This is a genomic window from Stenotrophomonas ginsengisoli (assembly GCF_001431485.1).
Taxonomy (GTDB): domain Bacteria; phylum Pseudomonadota; class Gammaproteobacteria; order Xanthomonadales; family Xanthomonadaceae; genus Stenotrophomonas; species Stenotrophomonas ginsengisoli.
Genome location: NZ_LDJM01000010.1, coordinates 13,018 through 27,061, shown reverse-complemented (window position 1 = coordinate 27,061; position 14,044 = coordinate 13,018). Strand labels below are relative to the sequence as shown.

The following is a 14,044-nucleotide window of genomic DNA, read 5'->3' as shown; positions in this document are numbered from 1 at the left end:
TGGGCCGGGTTTGCTCGGCAGTTCGACGCCTGGTAATCCCCATCACCGCGCAGCCAGCTTCTTCTCCCGCTTCGCCTGCTTGCGCGCCAGCTTTGCTTCCCGCTTGGCCAGCTTCTTTTCACGGCGGCGTGCCGGCCAGCCGCGTACCCAGTCACGGATTGCGCGCCAGGTATCGCGCCACCACTGGCGGCGCCAGGGCTTGAAGCGCTTCAGATGCCCCTTCAGGCAGTTGAACACCACATACAGCGCCGGGGTGCTGAGCAGGGTCAGGCCTTGGGAGAAAATCAGCCCGCCGATCAGGGCGATGCCCAGCGGTCGGCGCAGTTCGGAGCCTTCGCCGATGCCTACGGCCAGCGGCACGGCGGCCAGGATGGCGACCATGGTGGTCATCATGATCGGCCTGAAGCGCACGATGGAGGCTTCGCGTGCGGCCTCGCGCGAGCTCATGCCGTGCTCGCGTTCGGCCACCAGGGCGAAGTCGATCATCATGATCGCGTTCTTTTTGACGATGCCGATCAGCAGCACCAGGGCGATCATCGAGATCACGCTCAGCTCGGTGCCGGTGACAAACAACGCCAGCAGGGCGCCGACGCCGGCGGCAGGCAGGGTGGACAGGATGGTCACCGGGTGCAGCAGGCTTTCATACAGCATGCCCAGCACCACGTAGACGGTGATGATCGCGGCCAGCAGCAGGATCAGCATGTCCATCGGGTCGCCATCGAAGCCGAAGCCACCGCTTTCGGCGATGCGGATGTCGCCGGGCAGGCGCAGGCCGGCCAGGGTGTCGGCAATGATCTTCTTGCCCTCGCCGGCGCTCACGTCAGGGGCCAGGTTGTAGCTCAGCTCCATCGACGGGAACTGCTTGTCGTGGCTGATCTGGGCCGGGGCCAGGCCGGGCACCTGGGTGGCGATGGCGGTCAACGGCACCATCGAGCCGTCCCGGGCCGGCACATGGATGGCATCGATGGCGGCCGGGGTGGCGGTCTGCTCGGGCAGGGCGCTGATCACCACCTTGTATTCCTGGATGCCGGCATGGATGGTGGAGATCTCGCGCTGGCCGAAGGCGCCGAACAGGGCGCCGTCGATATCGCCCACCGAGATGCCCATGCGTGCGGCACGCTCGCGGTCGATCACCAGGTTCTGGCGCAGGCCGGCGGTGTCGATGTCACTGCCCACGTCGGTGAGCTTGGGGTTCTTCTTCAGAGCCTCGGCCAGCACCGGCAGCCACTGCTGCAGGCTGGCCACGTCATTGCCCTGCAGGGCAATGCGGTACTGCGCGCCGCGGCTGGAGCCGCCGCCGTCTTCGCTGGGCAGGTCCTGGATGGCCCGCAGGCGCAGCTCCAGGTCCGGGTACATGGCGGCCTGGGTGGTCAGGCGAGCCAGCACTTCATTGGTGGTGGCCTGGCGGCCTTCCTTGCGTGGGCGCAGCTGGATGATGAACTGCGCGCTGCCGCCCTGGCGGCCCGAGCCCAGGCGTACCGAGACCAGCTCCACATCGGGGTCGGCGCGCAGCATGTCGGTCACCCGCTGCTGGCGGCCGATCATCTGCTCAAAGCTCACCGTGGTGCTGGAGCTGGCACGGCCCCAGATCAGGCCGGTGTCCTGGGCCGGGAAAGCGCCCTTTTTCACTGCGCCCATCAGCATGCCGGTGGCTACCACCAGGATCAGCGGGGTCAGGGCCAGCAGCCAGGCCCGGCGCAGGGAAAAATCCAGCAGCCGGGTGTACACGCGCAGCATCCAGGCGTGGAAGGCCTCGATTGCCTTGCCGGTGCGGGTGGTGGGCAGGGCATCGGCATGGGCGGAAAGGAAGCGGCTGCACAACGCCGGGATCAAGGTCAGCGAGACCACCATCGACACCGCAATCGCCGCCACCAGGGTGACAGTGAACTCCATGAAGAAGGCGCCCATCATCCCCGGCGCAAACAGGATGGGGATGAACACCGCAATCAGCGACACGGTGATGGAGACGATGGTGAAGCCGATCTCCCTGGCCCCGAGCATGGCCGCCTGCATCCGGCTCATGCCGGCATCCAGGTGGCGCATGATGTTTTCGATCACCACGATGGCGTCATCGACCACAAAGCCGATGGCGATCACCAGCGCCAGCAGGCTCAGGTTGTTGAGGGTGTAGCCGAGCACGTACATCACCACCGCCGCACCGGCCAGCGACAACGGCACGGTCACTGCGGCAATCAGGGTCGGGGCCAGGCGGCGCAGGAACAGGGCCATGGTCATGATCACCAGGGCCAAGGCGATCAGCAGGGTGATCTGCACCTCGTGCAGCGATGAGCGCACGGTGGGGGTGCGGTCAAAGAACGGGGAGATCTGGGTGCCCGGTTCCAGGTAGGTCTGCAGGTTGGGCAGGTCCGCCTTGATCTGGTCCACGGTGGCGACCATGTTGGCATCGGAGCGGGTGTTGATGAACATCAGCACCGACTTCTCGCCGTTGATCCATGCGGCCTGGTAGTTGTCCTGCTGGCCGTCGTAGACCTTGGCCACATCCTCCAGGCGCACCACCTGGCCGTTGGCGCGGTTGGCCACCACCAGCTGGGAAAACTCGCGTGCGTTGTGCAGGCGGTCGTTGAGGGTGATGGCCATTTCGGTCTGGCCGTCGGACAGGAAGCCGGTCGGAATGGCCACGTTGGCCGCGCGCACCGCATTGCCCAGGTCATCGGTGGTCAGGCCCAGGGCGTAGAGTTTTTGCAGGTCCACATCCACGCGCACGGCCGGGGTGGAGGCGCCGGCAATGTCCACCGTGGCCACCCCGGGAATGCGCCGCAGGCGCTGCGCCAGCAGCGAATCAGCCAGGTTGTAGAGCTCGTCGGTGGACTGCGTGGTGGAGGTCAATGACAGCGCGAACACCGGGTCGTCATTGGGGTTGGCCTTGAACGCCATCGGCGTCATCATCCCGGCCGGCAGGTCGGCCTGGGAGGCGCTCAGCGCGGTCTGCACGTCCAGGTAGGCCGAGTCGATGTCGTGCCCGCCCTGGAAGATCATGAAGATGATCGAGTTCCCTTCGCTGCTGGCCGAACGCATCATCGAGATGCCCGGCACCTGGCCCAGGCGGCGTTCCAGCGGCGCGGTGACGGTGGCCGCCATGGTGGTGGCATCGGCGCCGGTCTGCGGGGCGATCACGTAGATCACCGGGATCGGCAGGTGCGGCAGGGCCGACACGCCCAGCCGCAGGTAGCTGATCAGGCCCAGCACGAACAGGCCCATGGCCAGCAGGGCGATGCCGATCGGGCGGCGGATGAACAGAGCGGAGATGCTGCCCATCAGGCCACCTGTGCCCCGTTGCCGTTGCCGTGGGCATGGGCACGACGGCGCTGCCACCAGTCACCCAGGCGTTCCATGTACAGGTAGATCACCGGCGTGGTGTACAGGGTCACCAGCTGGCTGAGCAGCAGGCCGCCGACGATGGCGATGCCCAGCGGCTGGCGCAGCTCCGAACCGATGCCGGTGCCCAGGGCCAGCGGCAGCGCGCCGAGCAGGGCGCAGGCGGTGGTCATCATGATCGGGCGGAAGCGCAGCAGGCAGGCGCGGCGGATGGCGTCATGCGCATTGGCCCCGGCCCGTTTGGCCTCGATGGCGAAGTCCACCATCATGATGCCGTTCTTCTTGACGATGCCCAGCAGCAGGATGATGCCGACGATACCGTCCACCGACAGGCTCTTGCCGAACAGCATCAGCGCCAGCAGGGCGCCGACGCCGGCCGGGGGCAGGGTGGAGATGATGGTGACCGGGTGGATCCAGCTTTCATACAGCACGCCGAGCACGATGTAGATCACCACCAGCGAGGCCAGCAGCAGCCAGACCACGTTGGAGCGGCTGGAGGCGTACTCGGCGGCCTTGCCGGTGAAGGTGGCATGCACGGTGTCAGCCAGGTCCAGCCGGTCCACTTCTTCCTCGATGGCGGCCACGCCCTCGGACAGCGAGTAGCCATCGGCCAGGTTGAAGCCGATGGCAATGGCCGGCAGCTGCTGCTGGTGGCTGATCAACAGCGGGGCGGTGGTCACTTCGGCGGTGGCAATGGCCGACAGCGGAATCGCCCCGCCGCCGCCGACCACCAGGCCGGTGTTGCGCTCGCCCACGCCGGTGGCGGTGGAGGAGTTGGCACTGCTGACCATGCCGAAGCTGGTGGCGTTGGAGCCGGTGAGCGCACCGGCACCGTTGGAGGCGATGGCCAGCTGCTCCATCAACGCCTGGCGGGTGCGGAACTCCGGGGCCACTTCCAGCACCACGCGGTACTGGTTGAGGCTGGTGAAGATGGTGGAGATCTGGCGCTGGCCGTAGGCGTCGTACAGGGTGTCATCGATGGTCTGCATCGGCACCCCGAGCATGGCCGCCTTGTCGCGGTCCACGTTGACCGCCAGGGCGCGGCCGACCTGGCCCAGGTTGCTGTCCACATCACGCAGCTCATCGCGGCTGCGCAGGGCGGCGATCAGGCGCAGGGCTTCGGCCTGGGCACGGCTGCTGTCCACGTCGGAAAGCACGAACTGGTATTCGGTGGAGGCCACCCGGGTATCCAGGGTGACGTCCTGCACGGGCTTGAGGGCCAGGGTCACGCCGGGGATGCCGGCCGCGGCGGCCTGCAGGCGCGGCAGGATCCTGGCCACGTTCTCGCGCTGCCCACGGTCGGCCAGCACGATGGACAGCTGGGACTGGTTGAGGGTGGGGTTGAGGGTGCCGGCGCCGATGAAGGCGGCCACCCCGGTCACTGCCGGGTCACGGCGCAAGGCCTCGGCCACGGCAATGGTGCGCTGCTGCATCTGCTCGAAGGCCACGGTGTGGTCGGCCTGCACCACGGCGGTGACCAGGCCGGTGTCCTGATCGGGCAGCAGGCCCTTGGGGATGGCCACGTACAGCAGCACGGTGAGGGCGACGGCCGCACCGGCCACGCCCAGGGTGGTGCGCGGATGGGCCAGCACCACGTCCAGGCTGCGCTCGTACAGGCCGACCAGACGCGACCACCAGGTCACCTTGCCGCTGGCATGTGCCCGCTCGTGCGCATCCTCGCCTTCGGGCAGGGCATCGGCCTTGAGCAGGTAGGCGCACATCATCGGGGTCAGGGTCAGCGAGATCAGCATCGAGATCACCACCGCGATGCTCAACACCCAGGCGAACTGGTGGAACAGGCGGCCGGTGACCCCGGGCATCAGCATCAGCGGCAGGAACACCGCCACCAGCGAGATGGTCAGCGACAGCACGGTGAAGCCGATCTGGCGCGCGCCCACCTCGGCCGCTTCCTTGCCGCTCTTGCCCTGCTCGATGTAGCGCACGATGTTTTCGATCATCACGATCGCGTCGTCCACCACAAAACCGGTGGCCACCACCAGCGCCATCAGCGACAGGTTGTCCAGCGACATGCCCGAGGCCGCCATCACCGCGAAGGTGCCGGCCAGCGACAGCGGAATGGCCAGCGCCGGGATCAGGGTGGCCCAGAAGCGGCGCAGGAACACGAAGATCACCGCGATCACCAGGCCGATGGTCAGCCACAGGGTGAGCTGCACTTCGTGCACCGAGGCGCGGATGGTCTGGGTACGGTCGGAGAACACTTCCAGGCTGACATCGGCCGGCAGCACGCCGCGCAGCTGCGGCAGCAGCTTGGTCACCTGCTCGACGGTGGCCACGATGTTCGCACCGGGCTGGCGGCGGATTTCCAGCAGCACCGAGGGCAGGCCATCGGCCCAGGCGGCGACCTGGTCGTTCTCCACCCCGTCGCTGACCGTGGCCACGTCGCTCAGGCGCACCGGGCGGCCGTTGTTGTAGCGGATCACCGTGTCGGCGTATTCGGCCGCGCTGGTGAGCTGGTCGTTGGTGCCGATGGTGTAGGTCTGGGTGGTGCCGTTGAGGCTGCCCTTGGGGGCGGCCACATTGGCCCGGGTCAGGGCGCCACGCAGGTCTTCCAGGGTCATGCCCATGTTGGAGAGCTGGTCCGGGTTGACCTGGATGCGCACGGCCGGGCGCACGTTGCCGGCAATGGTGACCAGGCCCACGCCCTGCACCTGGGCCAGGCGCTGGGCCAGGATCGAATCGGCCAGGCCGTTGACCTCGCGCAGCGGCACGGTGGGCGAGGACAGCTTGAGCGTCATGATCGGCGCGTCAGCCGGGTTCACCCGGTTGTAGGTGGGCTGGTAGGGCAGCGAGCCGGGCAGGGTGGCCTGGCGGATGGCCTGCTGCACGTCCTGCGCGGCCAGGTCGATGTCGCGGTTCATCGCAAACTGCAGCACGATGGTCGACAGCCCGGCCGAGGAGTCCGAGCTCATCAGTTCCAGCCCGGCAATCTGGCCCAAGCGCCGCTCCAGCGGCGTGGTCACCAGGGTGGCCATGGTTTCGGCGCTGGCCCCGGGGTACTGGGTGGAGACCACCAGCGAGGGCGCGTCGATTTCCGGCAGCGCGGCCACCGGCAGTTTGCGGTAGCCCATCAGGCCGAGCAGCAGCAGGCCGGCCATCAGCAACGAGGTGGCGACAGGGCGGCGGATGAAAAGCGTCGAAAAGCCCACGGGTGACTCCTGCGGGTAGGCACCACGGCAAGCGCCGTGGCGCGGGATTCATGCAACGGGTCGCCGGCAGTGGCCAGGGGCTGGCCGGCTGCCGGGAAGGCTTACTCGACGCTGACCTGCGGGCCGTCGTCCTTTTCCTCGCCTTCGGCCTTGTCGGCCGGCGGCGCGGGCGGGGCCTGGCCCGGCGCCAGGGCAATCACCTTGCTGCCCGGCTTGAGCCGGAACTGGCCTTCGGTGACCACCTTGTCGCTGGCCTTGATGCCTTGGCTGACCTGCACGTGCTGGTCATCCACCTCGACCCCGACGGTGACGGCCTGCTGGCGCACCACGTCGTTGTCCACCACATAGACAAAGTCACCGTCCGGGCCGCGCTGCACGGCCTGGGTCGGGATCACCACCGCGTTGTCGATGCTGCCCAGACGCAGGCGCACATTGACGAACTGGCCCGGCCACAGCGCATCGTCGGCGTTGGGGAACACCGCACGGGCGCGGAAGGTGCCGCTGTCGGCATTGATCTGGTTGTCGATCACCTCCAGCGTGCCATCACCGGCCAGTGCACTGGCCGCGCCACGCTCGCTGACGATCACCGGCACGCTGCCGGCGCTGCGGGCCTGGCGCAGGGCAGCGAGCTGGCGCTCGGGCAGGTTGAACACCACCTGGATCGGCTGGGTCTGGGTCACCGTGACCAGGGCGGTGCCGGCGGTCACCACATTGCCGGCGTCGACATGGCGCATGCCGGCCACGCCGCTGATCGGCGAGCTCACCGCGGTGTACTGCAGCTGCACCCGGGCCGCGCTCAGGCTGGCCTGGGCGGCGGCCACCGAGGCCTCCAGCTGGGTCACCTGGTTGCGCTGGGTTTCCAGGTCGGTCTTGGACACGTACTGGCGGTAGGCCGGGGAATTGGCGCGCTCGTAATTGGCGCGGGCGGTGGCCAGGGCGGCCTGGTCACGGCGCAGGCCGGCCTGGGCCTCGGCCACGCTGGCCTGGTTGGTGCGCGCATCGATGCGCGCCAGCACCTGGCCCTGCTTGACCTTGCCGCCTTCGCTGAAGTGCAGGCTCAGCAGCTGGCCGCCGACCTGCGGCGACACCGTCACCGTGTTCTGCGCGGCCACGGTGCCCAGCGCGGTGGCCACCACATCAACGCTGCGCTGCTGCGCGGCGACCACGGTCACCGGCACCGGCGCGTCTTCCTTCTTGTCCTTGTCATCCTTGCCGCCCGGAGGGCCGCCGCAGGCGCTGGCCAGCAGGGCCAGCAGGCCACCGACAACCGCATTGCGCTTCCATGGCATCAGCTTGCGTGCACGCGACATTTCCAGACTCTCCGCAGGGGTAACCCGGGCCGGTCGGCCCGTGGCGGCGCAAGCATACCGCTATACCGAGGTAACACACCCGTGACGGATGTCATGCCGACTCTGGTCACAGTCTGTGCTTGAACGTAGAGTCTGAATTTCCGTTCATCTTTGGGGGCTGTATGCGCACGAGCGTGCCGTTGTTGCTGCTGTGGGGATCGCTGCTGGGGGCGCCGCTGGCGCTGGCTGCCACGCCGGTACAGCGGGCCGAGGTGGCCGCCGATGCGCAGGCCCTGGGCAGCCAGGTGGTGGCCTGGCGGCGCGACTTCCACCAGCACCCGGAGCTGTCCAACCGTGAAGAGCGCACCGGGCAGAAGATCGCCGAGGCCCTGCGTGCGATGGGCCTGGAGCCGAAAACCGGGGTGGCCGGGCATGGCGTCACCGCGGTGATCCAGGGCGGCCTGCCGGGGCCGAAGATCGCCCTGCGCGCGGACATGGACGCGCTGCCGGTGAGCGAACAGACCGGCCTGCCGTTTGCTTCCACTGCCACCGGTGAATACCGCGGCGAACAGATCGGGGTGATGCACGCCTGTGGCCACGATGCCCACATGGCCATCCTGCTGGGCACTGCCCAGGCCTTGGTGCAGCGCCGTGCGCAGCTGCCCGGCCAGGTGCTGCTGGTGTTCCAGCCGGCCGAGGAAGGGGCACCGCCGCCGGAGCAGGGCGGGGCTGACCTGATGCTCAAGCAGGGCCTGTTTGCCGACTTCAAGCCGGAGGCGGTGTTCGGCCTGCATGTGTTCTCCAATATCGCCGCCGGCCAGATCGGCGTGCGCTCGGGCCCGGCAATGGCCGCCTCGGACCGTTTCTCGGTCACCATCAACGGCCGCCAGACCCATGGCTCGGCACCGTGGAACGGGGTCGACCCGATCGTCGCCGCCGCCGATGTGATCGGCACCGCGCAGACCATCGTCAGCCGCCGGGCCAACCTGTCCAGGCAGCCGGCGGTGCTGACCTTCGGCGCGATCAAGGGCGGCATCCGCTACAACATCATTCCTGACAGCGTGGAGATGGTGGGCACCATCCGCACCTTCGATGAGGGCATGCGGCAGCAGGTGTTTGCCGACCTGCGCAATGTCGCCGACCACGTTGCCCAGGCCCATGGCGGCAGCGCGGTGACCGAGGTCTACGAAAACGACGGCAATCCGGCCACGGTCAACGACCCGGCCCTGACCGCACGCATGCTGCCCAGCCTGCAGGCGGTGGTGGGCAGCGACAACGTGTTCGAGCCGCCGCTGCAGATGGGCTCGGAGGATTTCTCCCTGTATGCCCAGCAGGTGCCCTCACTGTTCTTCTTTGTCGGCGCCACCGGTGCCGGCATCGACCCGGCCACCGCGCCCAGCAACCACTCACCGAAGTTCCTGCTCGATGAGAAGGCGCTGGACGTGGGCCTGCGCGCGATGCTGCAGCTGAGCTGGGACTACCTGCAGGGCGTCAGCGCACCGTAATGGTGTAGCTGGCCGTGCGCGCCGGCGCGGCATCGCCCTCCCACGGGCGGTGCCAGCGCAGGCGCAGTTCGGCGCTGCCGCGCTGCATGGCGCGGAAGTGCAGCCACTGGGTTTGTGGCGCGCCGACCATCGGCACCGCGCTGGCCGGGGTGTCCGGGCCGTCGGGCAGGCCGCTGACCTCCTCCAGCTGGGCCGGCAGGGCGCCGTCCACCGCCCACACATGACCGGTGGACGGATTGCCCTCGAGGGTCACCCGCAACAGCTCGCCGGTGGCCAGTTCGGTGGTGGTTCCGGCCACGGCCGGGATCACCGGTTCGGCATGCGCCGGCTGCGGCGGTGGTGGAGCCTCTGTCGGGGGCACGCTCTGACAGGCGGTGGCAAGCAGGGGCAACAGGCCGAGCAGGGCAGGCAGGCGCATGGGCACTCTCCGGTGGACATTCACTGCAGCCTACAATGTGCGCCATGAATACCCCCAGTGATTCCAGCCTGGGCCGCGAGGTCCGCTATCCCGACCAGTACGACGCTGCTCTGCTGTTCCCGATTCCCCGCCTGGCCGCGCGCAGCGAGATCGGCATCGACGAGGCGGCGCTGCCGTTTGTCGGCCATGACCGCTGGCATGCCTACGAGCTGAGCTGGCTCGATGCCGGCGGCCTGCCGCAGGTCACCGTGGCCACCTTCCAGGTGCCGTGCACCTCGCCCAACCTGATCGAATCCAAGTCGTTCAAGCTGTATCTGAACTCGCTCAACGGCAAGGTGTTCGCCTCGCCGCAGCAGGTGCAGGCCTGCCTGGAGCGCGACCTGGGCCAGTGCGCCGGTGCCCCGGTCACGGTCAGCTTCCAGCTGCCGCCGCTGGTGCAGGGCGGGGCGGCACAGTCCATTGACGGCCAGCAGTTGCAGATCGACTGCTACGGCCCGCCGCAGGCCGATTACCTGGCCGCCGATACCGCCAACGTGGTCGAGGAAGTCCTCACCAGCGCCCTGCTCAAGTCCAACTGCCCGGTCACCGGCCAGCCGGACTGGGCCAGTGTGGACATCGCCTACCGTGGCCCGGCCATCGACCGCACCGGCCTGCTGCGCTACCTGGTCAGCTTCCGCAACCATGCCGAGTTCCACGAGCAGTGCGTGGAGCGCATCTTTGCCGACCTGAGCGCGCGCTGTGCCCCGCAGTGGTTGAGCGTGCATGCCCGCTACACCCGCCGTGGCGGCCTGGACATCAACCCGGTGCGTTGCAGCCCGGGCGCCGCCTTGCCGGCGGCCAGCCGCGACCTGCGCCAGTAAGTGGGGCGGTTTTGCCTGCATCGTGGCCATTAACGTGGCCGCGATGCGGTTTTAACTTCCGCCGTGCCACTGTCGCCCCCTGTGTCCAATCAGGGAACTGGCATGAGCAACAAAGCAGATTTTTCCGGTGTGAGCAGCAGTGTGGACACCACCGCGCAGGTGGTGAGCCAGAGCAGCCCGAACCCGGCTCCGGCCGCCGCGCGGACCCACACCGTGGCCAAGGGCGACACCCTGTCGGCCATTGCCAAGCAGTATCTGGGCAAGGCCAATGACTGGCCGAAGATCTTCGAAGCCAACCGCGACGTGCTCAAGGACCCGGACAAGATCCAGGTCGGCCAGGTGCTCAAGATTCCCGCTGCCAACAACTGAGCCATTACCGAACCCAGAGGAGAAGCTGATGAAGCATGCGTCGTTGAACGTTGCCGCCCTGGCCGTCGTGGCTGGCCTGGCCCTGGTGGGCTGCAAGAAGAACGAACCGGCCAATCCGGCCCCGGTGCCGGCCCCGACCACCCCGGCTCCGGCACCCGCACCGGCTCCGGCCGCAGTGAGCGTGCAGGGCGTCACCGTGGGCACCACGGCGGCTGCCGACAAGACGGTTGCCGCCCAGGCCGTGGTCGGCCAGCGCGACCCGATCATCGTCTCGGTACGCACGGTCGGCACCGCCAGCAATGTGCCGGTGGTGGCCAAGCTGAGCTACCAGGACGGCCAGACCGCCGGTGAGCAGAACGTCACCCTCAACACCTCCGGCCCGGATACCACCAACATCACCTTCAGCAACGCCAATGCCTGGCCGGCCGGTACCTACACCGCCCACGTCAGCGTCAATGGCGTGCCGGCAGGCACCGCACAGCAGTTCGAAGTGCGCTGATTCGCGCCAGCAGCAAGACCTACGGGCGCGGCCGATCACGGTCGCGCCCTTTTTCATGCGCCGCTGCCGGAATGCTTGCATTTGCAAGCACGCAACATACGCCCGCGTGTGTCCTGCACGTTTTGCCAGCGGTGAAAAATCATCGACAATGGCCGATCACCGCAGTGCCCTTGGCGGCAGTTGCGGCCCCACCAGGGTGGTGCAATCCATCGCATCGTCTGCCGCCGGCCAACCCCCGGTGGCACGCGCCTTGACCGCTACCGACAGAGAAATCCCGCAGACATGTCCAATACGCCGAAGATCATCTACACCCTTACCGATGAAGCGCCCTTCCTGGCAACCGCCTCGCTGCTGCCGGTGGTCGAAGCGTTTGCCGCCACCGCCGGCATCGCGGTGGAAACCCGCGACATCTCGCTGGCTGGCCGCATCCTGTCGCAGTTTCCCGAATACCTGAGTGCCGAACAGCGCATTGGCGACCACCTGGCCGAACTGGGCCAGCTGGCCACCACGCCGGAAGCCAACATCATCAAGCTGCCCAACATTTCCGCCTCGGTGCCGCAGCTCAAGGCCGCCATTGCCGAACTGCAGGGCCAGGGCTATGCGCTGCCGGATTACCCGGAAAACCCGGCAGACGACGCCCAGCGCGAGATCAAGGCGCGCTATGACAAGGTCAAGGGTTCGGCCGTGAACCCGGTACTGCGCGAAGGCAATTCGGACCGCCGCGCCCCGTTGTCGGTGAAGAACTACGCCCGCAAGCACCCGCACCGCATGGGCAAGTGGTCGGCCGATTCCAAGTCGCACGTGGCCCACATGGACGCCGGTGATTTCTACGGCAGCGAAAAGTCGGCCACCATTGCCAACGCCGGCGCGTTGAAGATTGCCCTGCACAGCGCCGATGGCCAGGTCCAGGTGCTCAAGGAAAAGACCGCCGTGCAGGCCGGCGAAATCGTCGATGCCTCGGTGATGTCCAAGCAGGCGCTGGCCAGCTTCATTGCCGCCCAGATCGACGATGCCAAGGCCGGCGGCGTGCTGTTCTCGCTGCACCTGAAGGCCACCATGATGAAGGTCTCCGACCCGATCATGTTCGGCATCGTGGTGCGCCAGTTCTACGGCCCGGTGCTGGACAAGCATGCCGACGCACTGGCCCGGATCGGCTTTGATGCCAACAACGGCATCGGCGACCTGTACGCCCGCCTGGGCGCGCTGGATGCGGCCACCCAGGAAACCATCAAGGCCGACATCGCGGCCCTGTACGCGCAGCGTCCGGCGGTGGCCATGGTCAACTCGGACAAGGGCATCACCAACCTGCACGTGCCGTCGGATGTGATCGTGGACGCCTCGATGCCGGCGATGATCCGCGACAGCGGCGGCATGTGGAATGCGCAAGGCAAGCTGCAGGACGCCAAGGCCGTGATCCCGGATCGCTGCTATGCCGGTGTCTACCAGGCCGTGATCGACGACTGCAAGGCCAATGGCGCCTTTGACCCGGCCACCATGGGCTCGGTGCCCAACGTCGGCCTGATGGCGCAGAAGGCCGAGGAATACGGCAGCCACGACAAGACCTTCCAGATCGCCGCCGATGGCGTGGTCAAGGTCACCGATGCCGATGGCAACGTGGTGTTCGAGCATGCCGTGCAGGCAGGTGACATCTGGCGCATGTGCCAGGTCAAGGACGCGCCGATCCAGGACTGGGTCAAGCTGGCCGTCAACCGTGCCCGCCTGAGCAACACCCCGGCTGTGTTCTGGCTCGATGCCGCCCGTGCCCACGACGCCCAGGTCATTGCCAAGGTCGAAAAGTACCTGGGTGACCACGACACCAATGGCCTGGACATCCGCATCCTGGCCCCGGTGGAGGCCACCGCCTTCTCGCTGGCGCGCATCCGCGAAGGCAAGGACACCATCTCGGTGACCGGCAACGTGCTGCGTGATTACCTCACCGACCTGTTCCCGATCCTGGAGCTGGGCACCAGCGCCAAGATGCTGTCCATCGTGCCGCTGATGGCCGGTGGTGGCCTGTTCGAGACCGGTGCCGGTGGTTCGGCGCCCAAGCACGTGCAGCAGTTTGTCCAAGAGGATTACCTGCGCTGGGATTCACTGGGCGAGTTCCTGGCCCTGGCCGCTTCGCTGGAGCACCTGGCCCAGCGCTATGACAATGCCAAGGCCGCTGTGCTGGCCACCGCGCTGGATGTGGCCAATGGCCAGTTCCTGGACAACGACCGTTCGCCGGGCCGCAAGCTGGGCACCATCGACAACCGTGGCAGCCACTTCTACCTGACCCTGTACTGGGCCCAGGCACTGGCCGCACAGAATGACGATGCCCAGTTGAAGGCTCGCTTCGCACCGTTGGCGCAGGCCCTGGCCGACAACGAGCAGGCCATCGTTGATGAGCTGATTGCCGTGCAGGGCAAGCCGGTGGACATTGCTGGTTACTACCACGCCGATGTGGCCCGCATTGCCCAGGCCATGCGTCCGAGCCAGACCTTGAACAAGGCACTGGCACAGCTGGCAGGTTGATGCCGGCAGTTGATTGAAAAAAGCCCGCCTTCAAGGCGGGCTTTTTTGTGATGGGCTTTGCTGTTTTGTCTATTAATCCGTGTTTTT

Annotated in this window: 9 protein-coding genes; 5 read left to right on the top strand and 4 right to left on the bottom strand. The window is 67.4% G+C overall.

What is annotated here, in order from left to right; translation table 11 throughout:
- Positions 1-42: 42 nt before the first annotated feature.
- The 3 genes from ABB30_RS03600 to ABB30_RS03590 form a co-directional block, all read right to left on the bottom strand.
- Positions 43-3,276, bottom strand: coding sequence for an efflux RND transporter permease subunit (locus ABB30_RS03600; protein ID WP_057636950.1), 3,234 nt, complete (start codon positions 3,274-3,276; stop codon positions 43-45).
- Positions 3,276-6,503: an efflux RND transporter permease subunit gene (locus ABB30_RS03595; protein ID WP_057636949.1), complete on the bottom strand. Its 3,228-nt coding sequence runs from the start codon at positions 6,501-6,503 to the stop codon at positions 3,276-3,278. The genes ABB30_RS03600 and ABB30_RS03595 overlap by 1 nt, the downstream gene beginning before the upstream one ends.
- A gap of 101 nt (positions 6,504-6,604) precedes the next feature.
- Positions 6,605-7,792 (bottom strand): efflux RND transporter periplasmic adaptor subunit, encoded by a 1,188-nt coding sequence (locus tag ABB30_RS03590; protein WP_425477371.1) that lies wholly within the window; start codon positions 7,790-7,792, stop codon positions 6,605-6,607.
- Between the two features lie 182 nt (positions 7,793-7,974).
- On the opposite strand from ABB30_RS03590, the gene ABB30_RS03585 reads away from it, so the two are divergent.
- Positions 7,975-9,297: an amidohydrolase gene (locus ABB30_RS03585; protein WP_057636947.1), complete on the top strand. Its 1,323-nt coding sequence runs from the start codon at positions 7,975-7,977 to the stop codon at positions 9,295-9,297.
- On the opposite strand, the gene ABB30_RS03580 is transcribed toward ABB30_RS03585, so the two are convergent.
- Complete coding sequence (locus tag ABB30_RS03580; RefSeq protein ID WP_057636946.1) at positions 9,284-9,715, bottom strand: protease inhibitor I42 family protein; 432 nt, start codon at positions 9,713-9,715, stop codon at positions 9,284-9,286. The genes ABB30_RS03585 and ABB30_RS03580 overlap by 14 nt on opposite strands.
- 44 nt (positions 9,716-9,759) lie before the next feature.
- Here ABB30_RS03580 and queF point away from each other — a divergent pair, with 44 nt between their 5' ends.
- The 4 genes from queF to ABB30_RS03560 all read left to right on the top strand — a co-directional run bounded on the left by queF (position 9,760) and on the right by ABB30_RS03560 (position 13,957).
- Positions 9,760-10,575 (top strand): NADPH-dependent 7-cyano-7-deazaguanine reductase QueF, encoded by an 816-nt coding sequence (queF, locus tag ABB30_RS03575; RefSeq protein WP_057636945.1) that lies wholly within the window; start codon positions 9,760-9,762, stop codon positions 10,573-10,575.
- A 102-nt stretch (positions 10,576-10,677) separates the two neighbouring features.
- Entirely contained in the window at positions 10,678-10,944 is a 267-nt protein-coding gene (locus tag ABB30_RS03570) for a LysM peptidoglycan-binding domain-containing protein (RefSeq protein ID WP_057636944.1), read from the top strand.
- A 28-nt stretch (positions 10,945-10,972) separates the two neighbouring features.
- Positions 10,973-11,443 (top strand): hypothetical protein, encoded by a 471-nt coding sequence (locus ABB30_RS03565; protein ID WP_057636943.1) that lies wholly within the window; start codon positions 10,973-10,975, stop codon positions 11,441-11,443.
- Positions 11,444-11,725: 282 nt separating this feature from the next.
- On the top strand, positions 11,726-13,957 hold the full coding sequence (locus tag ABB30_RS03560; RefSeq protein WP_057636942.1) for an NADP-dependent isocitrate dehydrogenase: 2,232 nt from the start codon (positions 11,726-11,728) through the stop codon (positions 13,955-13,957).
- Positions 13,958-14,044: the final 87 nt, after the last annotated feature.

Excerpts from the sequence above, each read along its gene's own strand:
- ABB30_RS03580 (WP_057636946.1), bottom strand. The coding sequence starts at position 9,715 with ATGCGCCTGCCTGCCCTGCTCGGCCTGTTGCCCCTGCTTGCCACCGCC.
- queF (WP_057636945.1), top strand. The coding sequence starts at position 9,760 with ATGAATACCCCCAGTGATTCCAGCCTGGGCCGCGAGGTCCGCTATCCC.
- ABB30_RS03585 (WP_057636947.1), top strand. The coding sequence starts at position 7,975 with ATGCGCACGAGCGTGCCGTTGTTGCTGCTGTGGGGATCGCTGCTGGGG.
- ABB30_RS03590 (WP_425477371.1), bottom strand. The coding sequence starts at position 7,792 with ATGCCATGGAAGCGCAATGCGGTTGTCGGTGGCCTGCTGGCCCTGCTG.
- ABB30_RS03565 (WP_057636943.1), top strand. The coding sequence starts at position 10,973 with ATGAAGCATGCGTCGTTGAACGTTGCCGCCCTGGCCGTCGTGGCTGGC.
- ABB30_RS03570 (WP_057636944.1), top strand. The coding sequence starts at position 10,678 with ATGAGCAACAAAGCAGATTTTTCCGGTGTGAGCAGCAGTGTGGACACC.
- ABB30_RS03560 (WP_057636942.1), top strand. The coding sequence starts at position 11,726 with ATGTCCAATACGCCGAAGATCATCTACACCCTTACCGATGAAGCGCCC.
- ABB30_RS03600 (WP_057636950.1), bottom strand. The coding sequence starts at position 3,276 with ATGGGCAGCATCTCCGCTCTGTTCATCCGCCGCCCGATCGGCATCGCC.